General features: G+C 69.9%; 13 protein-coding genes. 9 read left to right on the plus strand and 4 right to left on the minus strand.

Annotated features, from left to right (window positions below; all coding sequences use genetic code 11):
- Positions 1-293 precede the first annotated feature (293 nt).
- Both hpf and OG780_RS25355 read left to right on the plus strand, forming a co-directional pair.
- On the plus strand, positions 294-986 hold the full coding sequence (hpf, locus tag OG780_RS25350; protein WP_387308373.1) for a ribosome hibernation-promoting factor, HPF/YfiA family: 693 nt from the start codon (positions 294-296) through the stop codon (positions 984-986).
- A gap of 205 nt (positions 987-1,191) precedes the next feature.
- The gene (locus OG780_RS25355; RefSeq protein WP_328451810.1) at positions 1,192-1,938 is read left to right on the plus strand and encodes a response regulator transcription factor; all 747 of its coding nucleotides are present in this window, start codon (positions 1,192-1,194) and stop codon (positions 1,936-1,938) included.
- A gap of 124 nt (positions 1,939-2,062) precedes the next feature.
- Here OG780_RS25355 and OG780_RS25360 read toward each other — a convergent pair whose 3' ends face one another.
- Positions 2,063-3,316 carry a winged helix-turn-helix domain-containing protein gene (locus OG780_RS25360; protein ID WP_328451812.1) on the minus strand — a complete coding sequence of 418 codons (1,254 nt, stop codon included), beginning with the start codon at positions 3,314-3,316 and terminating at the stop codon, positions 2,063-2,065.
- Positions 3,317-3,437: 121 nt separating this feature from the next.
- Positions 3,438-4,004 carry a GNAT family N-acetyltransferase gene (locus OG780_RS25365; RefSeq protein ID WP_326787408.1) on the minus strand — a complete coding sequence of 189 codons (567 nt, stop codon included), beginning with the start codon at positions 4,002-4,004 and terminating at the stop codon, positions 3,438-3,440.
- A 244-nt stretch (positions 4,005-4,248) separates the two neighbouring features.
- On the opposite strand from OG780_RS25365, the gene secA reads away from it, so the two are divergent.
- Positions 4,249-7,089, plus strand: coding sequence for a preprotein translocase subunit SecA (gene secA, locus OG780_RS25370; protein WP_328451815.1), 2,841 nt, complete (start codon positions 4,249-4,251; stop codon positions 7,087-7,089).
- Between the two features lie 143 nt (positions 7,090-7,232).
- Here secA and OG780_RS25375 read toward each other — a convergent pair whose 3' ends face one another.
- Entirely contained in the window at positions 7,233-7,877 is a 645-nt protein-coding gene (locus tag OG780_RS25375) for an Rv3235 family protein (protein WP_328451817.1), read from the minus strand.
- A gap of 345 nt (positions 7,878-8,222) precedes the next feature.
- On the opposite strand from OG780_RS25375, the gene OG780_RS25380 reads away from it, so the two are divergent.
- Together OG780_RS25380 and OG780_RS25385 are read left to right on the plus strand one after the other, a co-directional pair.
- On the plus strand, positions 8,223-8,738 hold the full coding sequence (locus OG780_RS25380) for a DUF6912 family protein (protein WP_328451819.1): 516 nt from the start codon (positions 8,223-8,225) through the stop codon (positions 8,736-8,738).
- Positions 8,739-8,796: 58 nt separating this feature from the next.
- The gene (locus tag OG780_RS25385; RefSeq protein WP_328451821.1) at positions 8,797-9,462 is read left to right on the plus strand and encodes an HAD family hydrolase; all 666 of its coding nucleotides are present in this window, start codon (positions 8,797-8,799) and stop codon (positions 9,460-9,462) included.
- Between the two features lie 154 nt (positions 9,463-9,616).
- Here the strand turns inward: OG780_RS25385 and OG780_RS25390 are convergent, their stop codons facing one another.
- Positions 9,617-10,183 carry a DJ-1/PfpI family protein gene (locus OG780_RS25390; RefSeq protein WP_328451823.1) on the minus strand — a complete coding sequence of 189 codons (567 nt, stop codon included), beginning with the start codon at positions 10,181-10,183 and terminating at the stop codon, positions 9,617-9,619.
- Positions 10,184-10,807: 624 nt separating this feature from the next.
- Here OG780_RS25390 and OG780_RS25395 point away from each other — a divergent pair.
- The 4 genes from OG780_RS25395 to OG780_RS25410 all read left to right on the plus strand — a co-directional run bounded on the left by OG780_RS25395 (position 10,808) and on the right by OG780_RS25410 (position 20,651).
- Positions 10,808-15,745, plus strand: coding sequence for an NAD-glutamate dehydrogenase (locus OG780_RS25395; RefSeq protein WP_328451825.1), 4,938 nt, complete (start codon positions 10,808-10,810; stop codon positions 15,743-15,745).
- A gap of 205 nt (positions 15,746-15,950) precedes the next feature.
- On the plus strand, positions 15,951-16,445 hold the full coding sequence (locus tag OG780_RS25400) for a GtrA family protein (protein ID WP_328451827.1): 495 nt from the start codon (positions 15,951-15,953) through the stop codon (positions 16,443-16,445).
- A 37-nt stretch (positions 16,446-16,482) separates the two neighbouring features.
- On the plus strand, positions 16,483-19,497 hold the full coding sequence (locus OG780_RS25405; RefSeq protein ID WP_328451829.1) for a bifunctional glycosyltransferase/CDP-glycerol:glycerophosphate glycerophosphotransferase: 3,015 nt from the start codon (positions 16,483-16,485) through the stop codon (positions 19,495-19,497).
- Complete coding sequence (locus OG780_RS25410; protein WP_328451831.1) at positions 19,494-20,651, plus strand: glycosyltransferase; 1,158 nt, start codon at positions 19,494-19,496, stop codon at positions 20,649-20,651. The genes OG780_RS25405 and OG780_RS25410 overlap by 4 nt, the downstream gene beginning before the upstream one ends.
- Positions 20,652-20,677 lie beyond the last annotated feature (26 nt).

Raw genomic sequence — 20,677 nt, forward strand, 5'->3', positions numbered from 1 at the left:
GTAATAAGAGGGTCAATTCACCTGAACGGAGGTACGTATCAGTAGAGGGTGACGACATCCGTCCGGGCGAGATATGTTCGGTTGTGAGGCAATGGCGCAGGCCGTACCTCGCGCGTCCGAGTGCCGAGGCATCACTTTCCGGCAATCACCCGCATCGGTGGGGTGGAGATCTTGTCCTTGGGGGAGGAGGAGGTGAAAGTCACCGAGTCCGAGGTTCCGGGGCTCACCGGAGCCTGGTGCAAAAGGGAGATGCTCCGCCAGTGGAGCGGGGCTATCCGGGAACGGAGTTCTGCGTGGACATCGTCGTCAAGGGCCGCAAGACCGAGGTGCCCGAGCGGTTCCGCAAGCACGTGGCCGAGAAGCTGAAGCTGGAGAAGATCCAGAAGCTCGATGGCAAGGTGATCAGCCTCGACGTCGAGGTGTCCAAGGAGCCCAACCCCCGACAGGCCGACCGCAGTGACCGGGTGGAGATCACGCTCCACTCCCGCGGGCCGGTGATCCGGGCGGAGGCAGCGGCAAGCGACGCGTATGCAGCACTCGACCTGGCCGCGGACAAGCTCGAGGCCCGGCTGCGCAAGCAGCACGACAAGCGCTACACCCGCCGTGGCAACGGCAGGATCTCGGCGGCCGAGGTCGCCGACGTCGTCCCGGGGGCCGCGACCCTGAACGGCAGCGGTGACGTCGTCCACGACGAGGAGCCGGACGCCGTACCCACCAAGAAGATCGGGTCTCTCGAGATCATGGGCGAAGGCCCCTGTGTCGTCCGCGAGAAGACCCACGTGGCCGCACCGATGACGCTCGACCAGGCGCTCTACGAAATGGAGCTGGTCGGGCACGACTTCTACCTCTTCGTCGACTCCGAGACGAAGGAGCCCAGCGTCGTCTACCGGCGCCACGCTTACGACTACGGGGTCATCCACCTCAACACGGACCCGATGGTCACCCAGGCCGGAGCGGATGCGCCGGGCGGCGCGCTCGGCGGCTGACCGTCCCCGGTGACGGATGAGCCGGTGCCCCTGGAGCGCGAGTGCGCCCCCAGGGGCACCGGTGTGCGACCACTTCACGCCCCGCTCCGTCACCCTGCCGACGTCCGGACATGGAATCATGGCCGGACCGGCCCAACCGGTGGGTCGTTGCCTTGGGTTGGCGACGCCGCGGAAACACAGGCCACGGCCTTCAGGGGGAGGAACGATGGCGGACAGCTTCGGACCGATGCGTGCCGGCGACACCGGCGGTGGAGTCGCCGCATCCGGCCCGGACGGGGGCTCTTCACGCAAGGAGCCCATCAGGGTCCTTGTCGTGGACGACCACGCTCTCTTCCGCCGCGGTCTGGAGATCGTCCTCGCGGCCGAGGAGGACATCCAGGTCGTCGGTGAGGCGGGGGACGGCGCGGAGGCGGTCGACAAGGCCGCCGACCTGCTGCCCGACATCGTGCTGATGGACGTACGGATGCCCAAGCGCGGCGGTATCGAGGCGTGCACCTCCATCAAGGAGGTGGCTCCCAGCGCGAAGATCATCATGCTGACGATCAGCGACGAGGAGGCCGACCTCTACGACGCGATCAAGGCGGGGGCGACCGGGTACCTCCTCAAGGAGATCTCCACGGACGAGGTGGCCACCGCCATCCGCGCGGTCGCCGACGGGCAGTCGCAGATCAGTCCGTCGATGGCGTCGAAACTCCTCACCGAGTTCAAGTCGATGATCCAGCGCACGGACGAGCGCCGGCTGGTGCCCGCGCCGCGGCTCACCGACCGCGAGCTGGAGGTCCTCAAGCTGGTGGCCACGGGGATGAACAACCGTGACATCGCCAAGGAACTGTTCATCTCCGAGAACACCGTGAAGAACCACGTACGCAACATCCTGGAGAAGCTGCAACTGCACTCCAGGATGGAGGCCGTGGTGTACGCGATGCGGGAGAAGATCCTCGAGATCCGCTAGGCGCCATCCCCCGGGCGCCGCCAGGTGCCCGCCCGACGATTCCGCCAGGCGCTGTCCGACGACTTCGCCGGACGTCACCCGACGCACTTCGCCGAGTGTCTCCCGACGCAAACTTCGCCGGACGTCACCCCAGGATGCGTACGAGCTCCGCGGACAGCGGTTCGCGCAGGTCCGGGGCGTCCACCCGCTCGACCCGGACATTTGTGCAGTCCACCCAGCCCGCGGCCTCCGCCAGGGCCTGGGCCACCGCCGGGACCGCCTTCGCGCCGTCCAGGGTGACCTGTCTGGCGACCAGCGTGCGGCCCTCGCGCGCCGGGTCGACCCGGCCGACGAGCCGGCCACCGGCGAGGACCGGCATCGCGAAATAGCCGTGGACCCGCTTCGGCTTGGGCGTGTACGCCTCCAGGCGATGCGTGAAATCGAAGATCCGCTCCGTGCGCGCCCGCTCCCAGATGAGTGAGTCGAAGGGCGACAGCAGTGTCGTGCGGTGACGGCCGCGCGGGACCGTCTCCAGCGCCGCCGGGTCCGCCCACGCGTCTCCGGCGGGTCTTGATCCCGGGCTCCCCGCGCCGCCCTTCCCGGCCGCGGCTCTGCCCCAGCTCTCCACTGTCACGGGGACCAGACCCGAGTCACCGATCACCGCGTCGACCTGATCCAGTTTGAGGCGGTGGTAGTCGGCGATGTCCGCGCGCGTGCCGACGCCGAGGGACTGTCCGGCCAGGCGGACGAGACGGCGCAGGCACTCCCTGTCGTCCAGCTCGTCGTGCAGCAGCGGCTTCGGGATGGCACGCTCCGCGAGGTCGTAGACCCGCTTCCAGCCGCGCCGCTCCACGCACACCACCTCGCCGTACATCAGCGCGCGCTCGACGGCCACCTTCGTGCCCGACCAGTCCCACCACTCGCTGGTCTTCTTCGCCCCGCCCAAGTCCGTCGCCGTCAGGGGGCCTTCGGCGCGCAGCTGCTTGAGGACCTGGTCGTAGGCGCCGTCGGGCAGGTCGTGGTTCCAGTGCGGGCGGGCGCGGTAGGCGCGGCGGCGGAACGCGAAGTGGGGCCACTCCTCCACGGGCAGGATGCAGGCCGCGTGCGACCAGTACTCGAACGCGTGCGGTGCCGGGGGTGTGTCGGCGGGCGGTGCCGACGTCCAGTACGCCTGCTCCACGGTCTTGCGGCCGACGGCGCCGAGCCGGGCGTACGGAATCAGTTCGTGGGAGCGGGCGAGGACGGAGATCGTGTCGAGCTGGACCGCGCCGAGGTGCCGCAGGACTCCGCGGACGCCCGCCCTGCGGTCCGGGGCGCCCAGGAAACCCTGCGCCCGCAGAGCGATGCGGCGGGCTTCGTCCGCGGAGAGTTCGGTGGTGGGACGCGGGAGACTCGTCATGCCCACACGTTAGGCGGTGCCACTGACAACCGGGGCGCCCACGGAGGGATCGCGGCGGCGCGAGCGCGGGACCCGGGCCCGGGTCCCGGAGCGGGATCCGCTCCGGGACCCGCCACGGCGCTCACCTGGCCGGCAGGTACGGCGCCGTCGACGGGAGGCCCAGGTCCGAGGGGAGCAGCGAACCCACCCAGCAGTCCCTGCGTACGCCCTTGTTGTTGACGGCGGAGCGGAGGGTCCCCTCGATGGTGAAGCCGGCACGTTCGGCGACCGCGCGGGACCCGGTGTTGCCGACCTCGGCGCGCCATTCGACGCGGTCGACGGACAGGTCGGTGAAGGCCCAGCGGGAGGCGGCGACGGTGGCTTCGACGATGTAGCCGTTGCCGCGGTGCTCCTTCGTCGCCCAGTAACCCACCTCGCCGACACCGAGGGAGCGCATGGTGATCGAGAGCATGCCCGCCAGCTCCCCGGAGGGGAGGAAGACACCGAAGGCGAAGGCCGAGCCGTCCACCCAGCCCTCGGGCACGATCTGGTCCGTGAAACCCGACGCGTGCTCGCGCAGATAGGGGGACGGGATCGTGGTCCAACGCTGGATGTCGGGATCCTGGGCGGCCTCGAAGACGGCGTCGGTGTCGTCCACGCCCACGGCGCGCAGGACGAGACGATCGGTGGTCAGCGTGACGGGGTCCATCGGCCGATTCTGCTCGGGCAATCGAAAGGACGCCATTCCTTTGCCCTGGGTGACCGGTTCGCTACTTTTCGCTGTGCGAACGCGGCACCTTCGGCAACCCCTGTCCGTTGTCCTGGTGGCTGTCACCGGCAGACCTCCCGGCGCGGTGTGGTCCTCGCTTACGATGGCCGTTGCTCAAGCTGTGATTTGAAACTGTTATTGAAACCGACCGTCCCAGGCCCGACCGGCAAGGAGACAAACCCCCGTGTCCGTCCTCTCGAAGATCATGCGTGCAGGCGAAGGCAAGATCCTGCGCAAACTGCACCGCATCGCGGACCAGGTCAACTCCATCGAAGAGGACTTCGTCGACCTCTCCGACGCCGAGCTGAGGGCCCTCACCGATGAGTACAAGCAGCGGTACATCGACGGCGAGAGCCTCGACGACCTGCTGCCCGAGGCCTTCGCGACCGTCCGTGAGGCTGCCAAGCGTGCCCTTGGCCAGCGTCACTACGACGTGCAGATGATGGGTGGCGCCGCGCTCCACCTCGGCTATGTGGCGGAGATGAAGACCGGTGAGGGCAAGACGCTCGTCGGCACCCTGCCCGCGTACCTGAACGCCCTCTCCGGCAAGGGCGTCCACCTCATCACGGTCAACGACTACCTGGCCGAGCGCGACTCCGAAATGATGGGCCGCGTCCACAAGTTCCTCGGGCTAGAGGTCGGCTGCATCCTCGCCAACATGACTCCGGCCCAGCGCCGCGAGCAGTACGCGTGCGACATCACGTACGGCACGAACAACGAGTTCGGCTTCGACTACCTGCGCGACAACATGGCGTGGTCCCAGGACGAGCTCGTCCAGCGCGGCCACAACTTCGCGATCGTCGACGAGGTCGACTCGATCCTCGTCGACGAGGCCCGTACGCCGCTGATCATCTCCGGCCCGGCCGACCAGGCCACCAAGTGGTACGGCGACTTCGCCAAGCTGGTCACCCGCCTGAAGAAGGGCGAGCCCGGCAACCCCCTGAAGGGCATCGAGGAGACCGGCGACTACGAGGTCGACGAGAAGAAGCGCACCGTCGCCATCCACGAGCCCGGCGTCGCCAAGGTCGAGGACTGGCTGGGCATCGACAACCTCTACGAGTCGGTGAACACCCCGCTCGTCGGTTACCTGAACAACGCCATCAAGGCCAAGGAACTGTTCAAGAAGGACAAGGACTACGTCGTCATGGACGGCGAAGTCATGATCGTTGACGAGCACACCGGCCGTATCCTCGCCGGCCGCCGCTACAACGAGGGCATGCACCAGGCGATCGAGGCGAAGGAAGGGGTGGACATCAAGGACGAGAACCAGACGCTCGCCACGATCACCCTCCAGAACTTCTTCCGCCTCTACAAGCGCCACGACCACAACGACAAGGAAATGCCCGGCCTCTCCGGCATGACCGGTACGGCGATGACGGAGGCCGCCGAGTTCCACCAGATCTACAAGCTCGGCGTCGTCCCGATCCCGACCAACCGGCCGATGGTCCGCAAGGACCAGTCCGACCTGATCTACCGCACCGAGGTCGCGAAGTTCGAGGCGGTCGTCGACGACATCGTCGAGAAGCATGAGAAGGGCCAGCCGATCCTCGTCGGTACGACGTCGGTCGAGAAGTCCGAGTACCTCTCGCAGCAGCTCTCCAAGCGCGGTGTCCAGCACGAGGTGCTGAACGCCAAGCAGCACGACCGGGAGGCGACGATCGTCGCCCAGGCCGGCCGCAGGGGTGCCGTCACGGTCGCCACGAACATGGCCGGCCGCGGTACGGACATCAAGCTCGGCGGCAACCCCGACGACCTCGCCGAGGCGGAGCTGCGCCAGCGCGGCCTCGACCCCGAGGAGCACATCGAGGAGTGGGCGCACGCCCTGCCCGCCGCCCTGGAGCGTGCCGAGAAGGCGGTGAAGGCGGAGTTCGAGGAGGTCAAGGACCTCGGCGGGCTCTACGTCCTCGGCACGGAGCGCCACGAGTCGCGGCGTATCGACAACCAGCTGCGCGGTCGTTCCGGCCGTCAGGGCGACCCGGGCGAGTCCCGCTTCTACCTCTCCCTGGGCGACGACCTGATGCGTCTGTTCAAGGCGCAGATGGTCGAGCGCGTGATGTCGATGGCGAACGTGCCGGACGACGTGCCGATCGAGAACAAGATGGTCACGCGTGCCATCGCGTCCGCCCAGTCGCAGGTCGAGCAGCAGAACTTCGAGACCCGCAAGAACGTCCTGAAGTACGACGAGGTGCTCAACCGGCAGCGCGAGGTCATCTACGGCGAGCGCCGCCGCGTCCTGGAGGGCGAGGACCTCCAGGAGCAGATCCGGCACTTCATGGACGACACCATCGACGCCTACATCGCGGCCGAGACCGCCGAGGGCTTCGCCGAGGAGTGGGACCTCGACCGGCTGTGGGGCGCCTTCAAGCAGCTCTACCCGGTGAAGGTCACCGTCGACGAGATGGAGGAGGAGGCCGGCGACCGCTCCGGTCTGACCGCCGAGTTCATCTCCGAGTCCATCAAGGACGACATCCACGACCAGTACTCGGCCCGTGAGGAGCAGCTCGGCTCCGAGATCATGCGTGAGCTGGAGCGCCGGGTCGTGCTGTCGGTCCTGGACCGCAAGTGGCGTGAGCACCTCTACGAGATGGACTATCTCCAGGAGGGCATCGGCCTGCGTGCGATGGCCCAGAAGGACCCGCTGGTCGAGTACCAGCGCGAGGGCTTCGACATGTTCAGCGCCATGATGGACGGCATCAAGGAGGAGTCCGTCGGCTACCTGTTCAACCTGGAGGTCCAGGTCGAGCAGCAGGTCGAGGAGGTCCTGGTCGAGGACTCCGCGCCGTCCCTGGCCAAGCAGGAAGCCGTTCCCGCGGGCGCCGGGCGCCCCGAGATCCGCGCCAAGGGTCTCGACGCCCCGCAGCGGCCGGACCGGCTGCACTTCTCCGCGCCGACCGTGGACGGCGAGGGCGGCATCGTCGAGGGCGACTTCGCCAGCGACGAGCCGGTGCGGTCCGAGGCGGACGGCCTCACGCGCGCGGAGCGCCGCAAGGCGCAGAAGGGTGGCGTGCGCCGCCGCAAGAAGTGAGGGACGCGGGCCGCGGGTGACCGCCGCCGCGCGCGACCGATGACACGGCAGGGGCCGGACACCAGGTGTCCGGCCCCTGCCGTTTCCCGGGCCCGGATGCCGGGCCCGTTTCCCAGGCCCGGATGCCGGTGCGCCGGTGGCGTTCAGTCGGTGGGGCGGGGTGTGCGGGGGCCGCCGAGTTCGATCGCGGTGCAGCGCCAGCGGAGGTCGGGGCCCTGCTCCAGCCGGAAGGCCATGGCGCGGAGCTGGTCACCGGCGCCGATGCGGGCGAAGGCCTCGACGGCGCCGGGGCGCGCGACGTAGTAGCCGATGTCCCGGACGACGGGGCGCGTGCCGCGGGTACGCAGGGGGCCGCGTTCGGCGAGCCGGACCAGTTCGTCGTAGGCCCGGCCCGCGGTGTGGCGCAGCATGCAGTGGACGGGGCGGGCACCGCTCAGCACAGCCAGCAGACGCTCGGCGAAGACGTCGGTGGGACGGGGCCCCGGAGCGGGGCGTCCGGGCGCCCCGGGGGCCGCCGTGGCGAGCGCCCTGGCCTCGCCCGGCGGCAGGTCGCTCGTCCGGGCCGCACCGCGCGGCGGAGTGCCCTTCCTGGCCTCGCCCCGCGGCAGGGCGCCGGCGGAGGGCGTGGGGGACGGGCTTGTGTCCTGGGGCGGGGTGCCGCCCGGCCGCCTCGCGGGGGTGCCCGTGCCCGGGGTGTGCGGTGGGGCGCCGCCGGGGCGGCGGGAGTCCTGCCGGCCGGGCGGGCGGGTGCCCGGGTGGCGCCTGGTCCTGGTCATCACCTTGTTCATGCGTCGTCCCCGCTCGTCGTCCGGACCGGCCATACCGGTCGGTAACTTTCGTGTCGGGGATCTTGTACGAGCCGGGAAGGTGCCCGCGCAAGGACGGCGGGCGCGTGCCGCGGCCGCGGGAGAGTTCACCTATCAGGGTTGCGGGGACGGGCGGAACCCTTGGTGGCCAAGGGGAGTACCGGGTGAATCGCGGGCGCCGGGTGGACGCCGCGGAGGGCGCGGCCGGGACCTCGAAAGGGGACGCCCGCACGTATCCTGAAGGCCCTCCCCAAGGCGCGGTACCGCCCTCCCCGGAGTGCTCGCACCGCGTGACCCCCGGAGCCCCGACTACGAAAGCGGCCAGCCATGCGCGTCTACGTCCCCCTGACCCTCTCCGGTCTCGCCGAGGCGTACAAGACGGGAGAGCTGGAGACGGGACCGTTCGTCGCGTACGCCGTCACGCCCGCCCTGCGCGAGTGGTATCTCTCCGACGACATCGAGGAACTGGAGTACGCGGCGCTGAGCCGTGCCGCGCTGGCCTCGCTGCGGCTCCTGGCGGCCGATCCCCAGGCCGTGCGGCGCCGGGTCGTGGTCGCGGTCGACGTTCCGGACCGGGCCGCGGCCGCCGACCCCGACCGGGGACTCGATCCCGCCGCGCTCGGCGAGGTGCGGGTCTCCCAGGACGTGACCCTGGCCAAGGCGGCCGCCGTGCACGTCGACGCGGCCGACGCCGAGACGGACGTGACCGCGGCCGCGGCGGCGCTGGGCGCGGCCGAGACCGGGGACGACGACGCCCAGTTCGTCGTCGACGGGGCCGATGACCACGAGCTGCTGTGGTTCGCCACGCAGGAGATCCCCGGCCTGATCGGACTCGGGGAGTAGCCGCCCGGTCTCCGCCCGCGATGAGGTGTTGTCGGTGGCGGCGGGTACGTTTCTCGGTATGGGGAAGCAAGGAAACGCGCACATTGTCTGGGACTGGAACGGCACGCTGTTCCACGACAATGACGCGATCATCGGGGCGACGAACGCGGCCTTCGCGGAGCTGGGTCTTGAGCCGATCACCCTGGAGCGGTACCGGGCGATGTACTGCGTGCCCGTGCCGAGGTTCTACGAGCGGCTGATGGGCCGGCTGCCCACGGACACCGAGTGGCAGATCATGGACGACACCTTCCACCGGTACTACGCCGAGCACCGCAGGGCGTGCGGGCTCACCGCCGGAGTGCCCGCGCTGCTCGCCGGGTGGGAGGCGGCGGGCCGCAGCCAGTCCCTCCTGAGCATGTACGGGCACGAGGAGCTGGTCCCGCTGGTGCGGGGCTTCGGGATCGAGCCGCACTTCGTCCGGGTCGACGGACGGACCGGGCCCTCGGGCGGCAGCAAGGCCGAGCACATGGTGCGCCACCTCGGCGCCCTCGCGGGTGTCGAGCCGGCCCGCGTGGTGGTGATCGGCGACGCGGTGGACGACGCGACGGCCGCACGGCATGTCGGCGCCGGGGCCGTCCTCTACACCGGGGGCTCCCACAGCCGCGCCAGCCTGGAGGAGGCCGGCGTTCCCGTGGTGGACAGCCTGGAGGAGGCGGTCGAGGAGGCCGGCAGGCTGGCGGCCTGAGGCTCCTGCCCGCCTCCCGGGCAGCCCGCCGGGCCCTGCCGGACGGGCACGCCGGGGACGACCTCCCCGGAAGCTCGTCGGAGTGCCGTGCCGGGCAGCTCGCCGGAACCCTCCCGGGCGGCTCGCCGGAGGGCGGGCCGTGCCCGTCGGTGCGTCAGTTCACCGGGGCCTTCGAGCGCAGCACCTTGAGGAACTCGCGCATCCAGGCGGAGTGGTCCGGCCAGGCGCGGGCGGAGACCAGGGTGCCGTCGACGACGGCCTCCGCGTCCTGGAAGGTCGCGCCCGCCGCCTGCATGTCGAGCTCCAGCGCGGGATAGGCCGTGACGCGGCGCCCGCTCAGGCTGTCCACGGACGCGGTCAGCAGGGGGCCGTGACAGATCTGGGCCACCGGCTTGTCCGCGTCGAAGAACGACTTCAGGATCTTGCGGAGTTCGAGGTCGTTGCGGAGGTACTCAGGGGCCCGCCCGCCGGGGATGACCAGGGCGACGTACGCGCCGGGGTCGACCTCCGCGAAGGCCAGGTCCGCGGGCCAGGTGTAGCCGGGCTTCTCGGTGTACGTGTCGAAGCCGGGCTCGAAGTCGTGGACCACGAACTGCAGCTTCTTGCGGGTGGGGGCCGCGATGTGGACCTCGTACCCCTCCTCGCGCAGACGCTGATAGGGGTAGAGGACTTCCAGCGACTCCGCCGCGTCGCCGGTGACAATGAGGATCTTCGCTGCCATGGTGCTGCGCTCCCGTCGGCCGTCCTGCACGTCGCGTTCGCCGTCCTGCCAGCCTGTCTCCGGGGGAGGTGCTTGCCAAGGGGCAGAACACGGTCCGTAGGACGACGGTAGCCCGCAGTCGGCCCGCACTGCATGCCGTCGCCCTCTCCGCCCCTGTGCATAGTGTCAAAGTTGCCCCCCTGCTTTTGTACACATACGGCTCATGACGACCCCCCGGTCGGGGGCGATAGCCTGGTGGCGTGATCAGCGCGATATCTCGCGGGGGCATCGTCGCCCCTGCCCCGCGCCCGGAACGCACGGACGACATCCGTGACCGGGCGTCAATCGCTGATCTTCACGGGCGGGACGGGATCACGGCGACGGCCGTGGGCGCGAGCGGAAACGCGGCGAGCGCCGGCGGCAACGCACTCCGTACGTCGACGGCACCCGGGGAACGGACGTCGCCGAGAGCGGCGTCACACCCTCCGGGGCGGTCCAGAATGACCGTTACCCCTCCGCCCGTCTCCCCTTGCGGCATAGCGTCGAACCAGACCGGACACCCCGCGTCGCGGCGTTGCGTCGGAAGCGACGAGACCGTATTTCCTTCAACGTCACGCAACGGCGCGCGACAGGAGCCAGAGGACAATGCAGACCAAGCTGGACGAAGCCAAGGCCGAGCTGCTCGAAAGGGCCGCCCGGGTAGCTGAGAACAGCCCGGTCGGGGGGCACCTACCGACTGGGACGACGGGCGAGGGCACCCCCGACCGGGACACCGTGCTCGCGTTCCTCCAGCGCTACTACCTGCACACGGCCCCGGAGGACCTCACCGACCGCGACCCGGTCGACGTCTTCGGAGCGGCCTTCTCCCACTACCGACTGGCCGAGAACCGCCCGCAGGGCAAGGCCAACGTGCGCGTGCACACGCCCACCGTCGAGGAGAACGGCTGGACCTGCAGCCACTCCGTCGTCGAGGTGGTCACGGATGACATGCCCTTCCTCGTCGACTCGGTGACCAACGAACTGTCCCGGCAGGGACGCGGCATCCACGTCGTCATCCATCCGCAGTTCGTCGTACGGCGCGACCTCACCGGCAAGCTCATCGAGGTGCTGCCCGCGCGGCCCTCCGCCGAGAACCTCCCGCACGACGCGCACGTCGAGTCGTGGATCCACGTCGAGATCGACCGGGAGACCGACCGCGCCGACCTGAAGCAGATCACCACCGATCTGCTGCGCGTCCTGTCCGACGTCCGTGAGGCCGTCGAGGACTGGGAGAAGATGCGCGACGCGGCGCTGCGGATCGCGGAGGAGCTCCCCAAGGAGCCCACCGCCGACGATCTGCGCGACCAGGAGGTCGAGGAGGCCCGCGAGCTGCTGCGCTGGCTCTCCGGTGACCACTTCACCTTCCTCGGGTACCGCGAGTACCAGCTCCGCGAGGACGACTCGCTGGCCGCCGTCCCCGGCACCGGGCTCGGCATCCTGCGCTCCGACCCGCAGCACGGCGAGGACAGCCACCCGGTCAGCCCGTCCTTCGAGCGGCTGCCCGCCGACGCCCGGGCCAAGGCCCGCGAGCACAAACTGCTGATCCTGACCAAGGCGAACAGCCGCGCCACCGTGCACCGCCCGTCGTACCTCGACTACGTCGGGGTCAAGAAGTTCGACGAGAACGGCGAGGTCATCGGGGAGCGCCGCTTCCTGGGCCTGTTCTCCTCCGCCGCGTACACCGAGTCCGTGCGCCGGGTGCCCGTCGTCCGCCGTAAGGTCGACGAGGTCCTGCGCGGTGCCGGGTTCTCGCCCAACAGCCACGACGGACGCGACCTGCTCCAGATCCTGGAGACCTACCCGCGCGACGAGCTGTTCCAGACCCCCGCCGACGAGCTCCGGGCGATCGTCACGTCCGTCCTGTACCTCCAGGAGCGCCGCCGGCTGCGGCTCTACCTGCGCCAGGACGAGTACGGGCGCTACTACTCGGCCCTCGTCTACCTCCCGCGCGACCGCTACACCACCGGTGTGCGCCTGCGGATCATCGACATCCTCAAGGAAGAGCTCAACGGCACCAGCGTCGACTTCACGGCCTGGAACACCGAGTCGATCCTGTCCCGGCTGCACTTCGTGGTCCGGGTCGAGCCCGGCACCGAGCTGCCGCAGCTGTCCGACTCCGACAAGGAGCGCATCGAGGCGCGCCTGGTCGAGGCCGCCCGCTCCTGGGCCGACGGCTTCGCGGAGGCGCTGACCGCAGAGTGCGGCGAGGAGCGCGCCGCCGAGCTGCTGCGCCGGTACGGCAACGCCTTCCCCGAGGGCTACAAGGCCGACCACTCCCCGCGCTCGGCCGTCGCCGACCTGGTCCACCTCCAGGCACTCGGGCAGGAAGCGAGGAAGGACTTCGCGCTCAGCCTGTACGAGCCGGTGGGCGCGGTGCCCGGCGAGCGCCGTTTCAAGATCTACCGCACCGGCGAGCAGGTCTCGCTGTCCGCGGTCCTGCCGGCCCTGAACCGCATGGGCGTCGAGGTCACCGACGAGCGGCCGTACGAACTGCGCTGCTCGGACCGTACGACGGCGTGGATCTACGACTTCGGGCTGCGCCTGCCCAAGTCCCTCAACGGCAACGGCGACCACCTCGGCGACGACGGCCGCGAGCGGTTCCAGGAGGCCTTCGCCGCCACCTGGACCGGACAGGCCGAGAACGACGGCTTCAACGCCCTCGTGCTGAGTGCCGGGCTCACCTGGCGGCAGTCGATGGTGCTGCGCGCCTACGCGAAGTACCTGCGCCAGGCCGGTTCCACCTTCAGCCAGGACTACATGGAGGACACCCTCCGCAACAACGTCCACACCACCCGGCTGCTCGTCTCGCTGTTCGAGGCGCGGATGTCTCCGGAGCGCCAGCGCGCCGGTGTCGAGCTGACCGACGCGCTGCTGGAGGAGCTGGAAGCGGCCCTCGACCAGGTCGCCTCGCTGGACGAGGACCGGATCCTGCGGTCCTTCCTCCACCTGATCAAGGCGACCCTGCGCACGAACTTCTTCCAGCGGGCGGCCGGCGGCACGCCGCACGAGTACGTCTCCATGAAGTTCGACCCGACGGCCATCCCGGACCTCCCGGCGCCGCGCCCGGCGTTCGAGATCTGGGTGTACTCGCCGCGCGTCGAGGGTGTGCACCTGCGCTTCGGCAAGGTCGCGCGCGGTGGTCTGCGCTGGTCCGACCGGCGCGAGGACTTCCGTACGGAGATCCTCGGCCTGGTCAAGGCGCAGATGGTGAAGAACACCGTCATCGTGCCGGTCGGCGCCAAGGGCGGCTTCGTCGCCAAGCAGCTTCCCGACCCGTCCGTGGACCGCGACGCGTGGATGGCCGAGGGCATCCGCAGCTACCGGACCTTCATCTCCGCGCTGCTCGACATCACCGACAACATGGTGGCCGGCGAGATCGTCCCGCCCGCCGACGTCGTGCGGCACGACGAGGACGACACCTACCTCGTGGTCGCAGCCGACAAGGGCACGGCGACGTTCTCGGACATCGCCAACGAGGTCGCGGAGAGCTACGACTTCTGGCTCGGCGACGCCTTCGCCTCCGGCGGCTCCGCCGGGTACGACCACAAGAAGATGGGCATCACCGCCCGCGGTGCCTGGGAGTCCGTGAAGCGGCACTTCCAGGAGCTCGGCGTCAACACCCAGACGCAGGACTTCACCGTGGTCGGCGTCGGTGACATGTCCGGCGACGTGTTCGGCAACGGCATGCTGCTCTCCGAGCACATCCGCCTGGTCGCCGCGTTCGACCACCGGCACATCTTCATCGACCCGACCCCGGACGCGGAGACCTCCTACGCCGAGCGCCGCCGCCTCTTCGAGCTGCCGCGCTCCTCGTGGGCCGACTACGACACCGAGCTGATCTCGGCCGGTGGCGGCGTCTTCCCGCGCAGCGCCAAGGCCATCCCGGTCAACGCGCACATCCGCGAGGTCCTCGGCATCGAGTCGAACGTCGCGAAGATGACGCCGGCCGACCTGATGCGGGCGATCCTCCAGGCGCCCGTCGACCTGCTGTGGAACGGCGGCATCGGCACGTACGTGAAGTCGTCCGCCGAATCGCACGCCGAGGTCGGCGACAAGGCCAACGACGCGATCCGCGTCGACGGCGCCGACCTGCGCGTCAAGGTCGTCGGCGAGGGCGGCAACCTGGGTCTGACCCAGCTCGGCCGGATCGAGTTCGCCCAGCACGGCGGCAAGATCAACACGGACGCCATCGACAACAGCGCGGGCGTGGACACCTCCGACCACGAGGTGAACATCAAGATCCTGCTCAACGCGGTGGTGGCCAACGGCGATCTGACCGTCAAGCAGCGCAACAAGCTGCTCGCCGAGATGACCGACGAGGTCGGCGCCCTGGTGCTGCGCAACAACTACGCGCAGAACACGGCGATCGCCAACGCGCTGGCCCAGTCGCCGAGCATGCTCCACGCCCAGCAGCGGTTCCTGCGCCACCTGGTCCGGGAGGGGTACCTCGACCGGGCCCTGGAGTTCCTGCCCACCGAGCGGCAGATCCGCGAGCGGCTCAACGCCGGCCAGGGTCTGACCGGTCCCGAGACGGCGGTCCTGCTCGCGTACACGAAGATCACGGTCTCCGTCGAGCTGCTCGCCACCTCGCTGCCCGACGACCCGTACCTGCAGAGCCTGCTGCTCGCCTACTTCCCGACGGCGCTGCGCGACCAGTTCCGCGAGCAGATCGAGGGGCACGCGCTGAGCCGCGAGATCGTGACGACCGTCCTGGTCAACGACACGGTCAACACGGGCGGTACGAGCTTCCTGCACCGCCTGCGCGAGGAGACGGGTGCCTCGCTGGAGGAGATCGTCCGGGCGCAGACCGCGGCCCGCGCGATCTTCAACTCCAGCGCGGTGTGGGACGCGGTGGAGGCGCTCGACAATGTCGTCGCCGCCGACGTGCAGACCCGGATCCGGCTGCACTCGCGCCGTCTCGTCGAGCGCGGCACCCGCTGGCTGCTCAACAACCGGCCGCAGCCGCTCCAGCTCGCCGAAACGATCAGCTTCTTCACCGACGGCGTCGAGCAGGTGTGGTCGGAGCTGCCCAAGCTGGTCCGCGGCGCGGACCTGGAGTGGTACCAGCAGATCTACGACGAGCTGTCGGACGCCGGCGTGCCGGACGAACTCGCCACCCGCGTGGCCGGGTTCTCCTCCGCCTTCCCGGCGCTGGACATCGTCTCGGTGGCCGACCGCACGGGCCAGGACCCGATGGCCGTCGCCGAGGTCTACTACGACCTCGCCGACCGTCTCGGCATCACCCAGCTCATGGACCGCATCATCGAGCTGCCGCGTGCCGACCGCTGGCAGTCCATGGCCCGCGCGTCGATCCGCGAGGACCTGTACGCGGCCCACGCGGCGCTGACCGCCGACGTCCTGGCGGTGGGCAACGGGGCCTCCACTCCCGAGCAGCGCTTCGAGGCCTGGCAGGAGAAGAACACGGCGATCCTCGGGCGGGCCCGCACCACCCTGGACGAGATCCAGGGCTCGGACTCGTTCGACCTCGCCAACCTGTCGGTGGCGATGCGGACGATGCGGACACTGCTGCGCTCGCATTCCTGAGCGGTACGCGAACGGGGGCGCCCCGGGCCGGTGACGGCTCGGGGCGCCCCCGTTTCGTGTGCGGGAGGCGCCCCCCGGCCTCCTTGCCTGTCTCAGGTGCTTCTCCGACGAAATTCCGGCTCGCTATTTACCTATACCTGGTAAATAGGACATTTAGCTTAGGGTGGGCTCGACCGACGGACAGACCTGTGGAGGTTCCGGACCCGTGACAGTGCATCTCTCCGAGCGCCCTGCGCCCGTCGCGACCCTGCCCGTCGTCCGTCCCCGCCCTGTCCCGAGCACCCCGAGGGTCCGCCGGCTCGCCTTGGAGGTGGCCCGGTTCTCCGTCGTCGGCGGCAGCGGGGTCGCCGTCAACATCCTCTTCTTCAACCTGGCGCTGCACGGCCTGACGTGGGCCCCGATGGCCGCCACGGTGGTCGCCAGCTGCGTCGCCATGGGGACGAACTACCTCGGCTTCCGCTACTTCGCCTACCGGGACCGGGCCTCGCGCACGCGTCGCCAGATCGCTCTCTTCTTCGCGTTCAGCGGGCTCGGTGTCGCCATGGAGAGCGTGCTGTTCTACGCCGGCTATCACGGCCTGGGGATGAGCGGACCGCTCGGCTCGAACATCGCCAAGGCCCTGTCGATCGTCCTGGCTTCGGCGTTCCGCTTCGTGGTGTACCGGACGTGGGTGTTCCAACACGCGAGGAACGGCCGATAACGCCCCAAAGAGGGCCGCAGTGTCTACGATTAATAGGATGAATGTGGATCAACCTCACTCGTCCGCCAAGCAGGGGGCAGAACTCGCCGGAGACGGGACGGAATCCGTCGGAGCTGGGACGGAATCCGCCGCGCACGCGACAGAACCCGCCGGGCCCGGGGCGGAGTCCGCGGCCTCCGTGTCCGGGGACACCGGGTCCGGGCCGGGGAAGCCCGCCGTCTCCGTGGTCGTCATCGTCTACAACGACGCCGCCCGGCTGCCCACGGCCGTGCGCTCCGTCCTGGACCAGACGCTGCACGACGTCGAGGTGATCGTCGTCGACGACCGGAGCACCGACGGCTCGTACGAGGTGGCACGGGGACTGGCCGCGGCGCACCCCGACCGGGTCCGCGCCTGCCGGCTGCCCGAGAACAGCGGCGGCTGCGGCGCCCCCCGCAACCGCGGCATCACCGAGGCCCGCGGCACCTACGTGCTCTTCCTCGACAGCGACGACGTCCTGGAACGCAACGCCTGCCGCAACATGCTGGAGGCCGCCGAGGCCACCGGCGCCGACCTGGTCTCCGGCCTGTGCGTGCGCGTGCACGTCGACGCGCGCACCCGCAAGGAGGTCAAGTGGTACCCCTGGCTGTACGGGCGCACCCGGACCCTGGAGTCGATCTCCGAACTGCCCGACCTGCTGGTCTTCGACACCCTGTCGACCAACAAGTGCTACCGCAGACGGTTCCTGCTCGACGAGGGGCTGCGCTTCCCGGTCGGCATCCACTACGAGGACCTGCTCTTCTCCGCCCAGGCCTACGCCACCGCCCGCCGCATCACCCTCATCCCCAACCGGGTGTACGACTGGCGGGTCGCCGACAAGGCGGCGGCGAAGTCCATCAGCAACCGGCGCGACGAGATCGCCAACTTCACCCACCGCATGGAGATCCACCGCAGGGTCGACCAACTCCTCGCGGAAAAGGGGCTCCTGGAGCTGAAGTTCGCCAAGGACGTCAAGTTCCTCAAGCACGACCTCGTGCTGCACCTGCGCGAACTGCCCTTCCGTGACGCCGCCTTCCGTGAGGAGTTCGCGGCGATCGCCCGGCGGTACCTGGAGTCGATCGACCGCACCGCCTTCGACGAGGCCGAACCCGTCCAGGCCATCTGCGCCTATCTCCTCCAGGTGAGCGACTGGGACAACCTGCTGCCCGCCGTGGACACCCTCACCAACCGCGACAAGATCTCCTCGCCGCTCGTCGAGCGCGACGGGCGCGTGTACTGGTGCGCCGAGCATCTCGACGACCCCTTCGGCCGGCACGTCCTGGACGTCACCGACCTCGGCCACCACATCAAGCCGGTCGACCGGATGTTCCTGCGCAACGCGCTGACCTCGTACGAGAGCACCGGCGCGACCGTCCGGCTGGCCGGACGCGTCACCAACCCGCTCGGGGTGATTCCGCCCGGCGCCCGGCTCGCCGGCGAGCTGGAGTTCTACGCCCGCCGCCCCGGAGTGCGCTTCCAGACCTTCCGTTTCCCCGTGAAGCACGTGTGGCACGCGGGCGGGACCGTCGCCTGGGAGGGCGCGGCGAACCTGATGGCCGTACGGCCGCTGGGCATCGTGGACGCCGTGTGGGACGTACGGCTCCACCTCGACGTCGACGGCGTGCGCACCAGCACGAGGCTCACCGCGGCCGAACCCGGTCTGGTCACCGGGCAGGTACCCGTCCGGCCCCGGCTCACCCGGCTCGTCGCCGACCGCATGGAACCGGTCGTCTCCTCGCGCGGACATCTGTCCTTCCGGCTGGTCCCCGACAAGAAGGCCAACGTCGTCGTGCGGCGCGGTGTGCACGGCCGGGCCGGCACACTCGCCAAGACCGGCTACCGCAAGGCCCGTTCGCTGCGCAAGGAACTCAGCTCCGGCGAGACCAAGATCCGCCTCTACCACGAGGTGTTCAGCCGGCTGCCCGTCCGCACGGGTCTCGTCGTCTTCGAGAGCCACCTGGGCCGCCAGTACAGCGACAGCCCCCGGGCGATCTACGAGGAGATGCGCCGCCAGGGGCTGGAGTTCGAGCCGGTCTGGGCGTACAGCGGCAGCCCGGACGGCTTCCCGGACGACGCCATCCTCGTACGCCGCTGGTCGCTGCCGTATCTCAGGGCCCTCGCGCAGGCCGAGTTCTGGGTCGACAACCAGAGCTACCCGCTGAAGCTGACCAAGCGGCCGGGCACGACGTACATCCAGACGTGGCACGGCTCGGCGCTCAAACGGATGGGCTTCGACGAGGCCGAATGGAAACTCAAGTCCCGTGAGGCGCAGGCCGAACAGCAGAAGACACTGGACCGCTTCGACCGGTTCCTCATCCGCTCCGAGCACGATGTGCGCACCCTCGCGCGGGCGTTCCGGCTCCAGGAACGGACCCTGCTGCGGGTCGGGTACCCGCGCAACGACGCGCTCGTGCGGGCCAGACAGCGGGAGACGGCCGGTGACGGGCGCGAACGCGGACCGCTGGCAGCGGAGTTGGGCATCCCCGAGGACCGGCAGATCCTCCTGTACGCCCCGACCTTCCGCCGCCGCGGCAACGGACAGAAGCGGTTCGAGCTGCCCTTCGACGTCGAGCGCTTCGCCGACACCTTCGGCGACCGCTACGTCCTCCTGGTCCGCTCCCACTACCTGAACCACGTCGTGCTCCCGCCGTCCGTGCGCGGCCGGGTCGTCGACGTCACGGCCCGCCACGACATGACCCCGCTGCTCGCCCTCGCCGACGGGCTGATCACCGACTACTCGTCCGTGATGTTCGACTACGCACTCCTCGACCGCCCGATGTTCTTCTTCGCGTACGACTACGACGCGTACGTGCACGAGGACCGCGGAACCTACTTCGACCTGCTGGAGCGGGCACCGGGACCCGTGGTGCGGACCGAGGACGAACTGCACACGGTGCTCGGCTCGCTGGAGGAACAGAGCGTCAAGTACGCGCCCAGGCGCGAGCAGTTCCTCGCCGACTTCGGCGAGTACGACAAGGGAACGGCGGCCCGGAGCGTCGTCGACCAGTTCTTCGGGCACTGGAGGCGTGGATGACCGGCCCTGCGCAGCGGGACATCTTCTTCGTCTCCAACAGCGTCGACGAACTGGGCGGGGTGACGACCTGGTCGCACCAGATGGCCCGGCTCTTCACCGAGCGCGGTCACCGCGTGCACGTGGTGGGCGTGACCCGGTCCGCCGTTCCCCAGGAACTGGGCGAACTCCCCTACCCCACCACGACGTTGTACGACATCCACCCGCCCTGGGTCGGACCGGCGCGCGGCCTCAGGGGGCGGCTCGACGTCGCCGGGCGGAGAGTGCGTGCCGAGCGGGCGGCGGGCATGCGGGAGAAGGCCGCCGAACTGACCGCGCTGTTCCGGGCCGCGCGCCCCGGTGCGGTCGTGATCGTCACCCAGGTGTGGGCCATGGAATGGGTGGAGCTCGCCGACACCGGCGGGCTGACCGTCATCGGCATGAGCCACGAGTCCTTCGAGTACTGCCGGACGACCTCGCGCTTCAGGCGGGTCCTGAAGTACTACAAGGACGTCGACCGGATGCTCGCGCTCACCCGTGAGGACGCCGACCTGTGGATCGGGCAGGGCATGAACAACGCCTCCTTCATGCCGAACCCCCTGCCGTTCATGCCCGAGGTGCCCTCGCCGCGCACCGGGAACGCCGTCGTCAGCGTGGGCAGGCTGCACGACCAGAAGGGCATCGACATGCTCCTCGACGCCTGGGCCGAGGTCGCCCCGCTCCACCCCGACTGGCGGCTGCGCGTCTACGGCTCGGGCGAGGACGAGGACGAGGAGATCCTGAGGAAGCAGTGCGCCTCGCTCGGGCTCGACGACTCGGTCGACTGGATGGGACGGACGAGCGATGTCCCCGGCGCGCTGCGCGGCGGCTCGGTCTTCGTGCTCTCCTCGCGCGGCGAGGGCTTCCCGCTGGCCCTCATGGAGGCGATGGCCACCGGCCTGCCGTGTGCCGCCTTCGACTGCGCGCCCGGCGTCCGCGAGATCGTCCGGGACGGCGAGGACGGCCTGCTGGCCACCCTCGGCAACACCGGTGAACTGGCCCGCCGGCTCGACACGCTGATGTCCGACAAGGCGCTGCGGGACTCCATGGGCGAGGCGGCGCGCGCGAACATCCGGCGCTTCGCCACGGACGAGGTCGTCCGCAGGTGGGAGGAACTGTTCGCGTTCCTGGAGCGCTGAGCGGTCCGGAGCGCCGAGTGTCTGCC

Source organism: Streptomyces sp. NBC_00386 (assembly GCF_036063235.1).
Taxonomy (GTDB): Bacteria; Actinomycetota; Actinomycetes; order Streptomycetales; family Streptomycetaceae; genus Streptomyces.

Bases quoted from the DNA above. Each gene is read 5' to 3' on its own strand.
- OG780_RS25380 (WP_328451819.1), top strand. From the start codon at position 8,223: ATGCGCGTCTACGTCCCCCTGACCCTCTCCGGTCTCGCCGAGGCGTAC.
- OG780_RS25375 (WP_328451817.1), bottom strand. From the start codon at position 7,877: ATGAACAAGGTGATGACCAGGACCAGGCGCCACCCGGGCACCCGCCCG.
- OG780_RS25410 (WP_328451831.1), top strand. From the start codon at position 19,494: ATGACCGGCCCTGCGCAGCGGGACATCTTCTTCGTCTCCAACAGCGTC.
- OG780_RS25355 (WP_328451810.1), top strand. From the start codon at position 1,192: ATGGCGGACAGCTTCGGACCGATGCGTGCCGGCGACACCGGCGGTGGA.
- OG780_RS25385 (WP_328451821.1), top strand. From the start codon at position 8,797: ATGGGGAAGCAAGGAAACGCGCACATTGTCTGGGACTGGAACGGCACG.
- OG780_RS25405 (WP_328451829.1), top strand. From the start codon at position 16,483: ATGAATGTGGATCAACCTCACTCGTCCGCCAAGCAGGGGGCAGAACTC.
- OG780_RS25360 (WP_328451812.1), bottom strand. From the start codon at position 3,316: ATGACGAGTCTCCCGCGTCCCACCACCGAACTCTCCGCGGACGAAGCC.
- OG780_RS25390 (WP_328451823.1), bottom strand. From the start codon at position 10,183: ATGGCAGCGAAGATCCTCATTGTCACCGGCGACGCGGCGGAGTCGCTG.
- OG780_RS25395 (WP_328451825.1), top strand. From the start codon at position 10,808: ATGCAGACCAAGCTGGACGAAGCCAAGGCCGAGCTGCTCGAAAGGGCC.
- OG780_RS25365 (WP_326787408.1), bottom strand. From the start codon at position 4,004: ATGGACCCCGTCACGCTGACCACCGATCGTCTCGTCCTGCGCGCCGTG.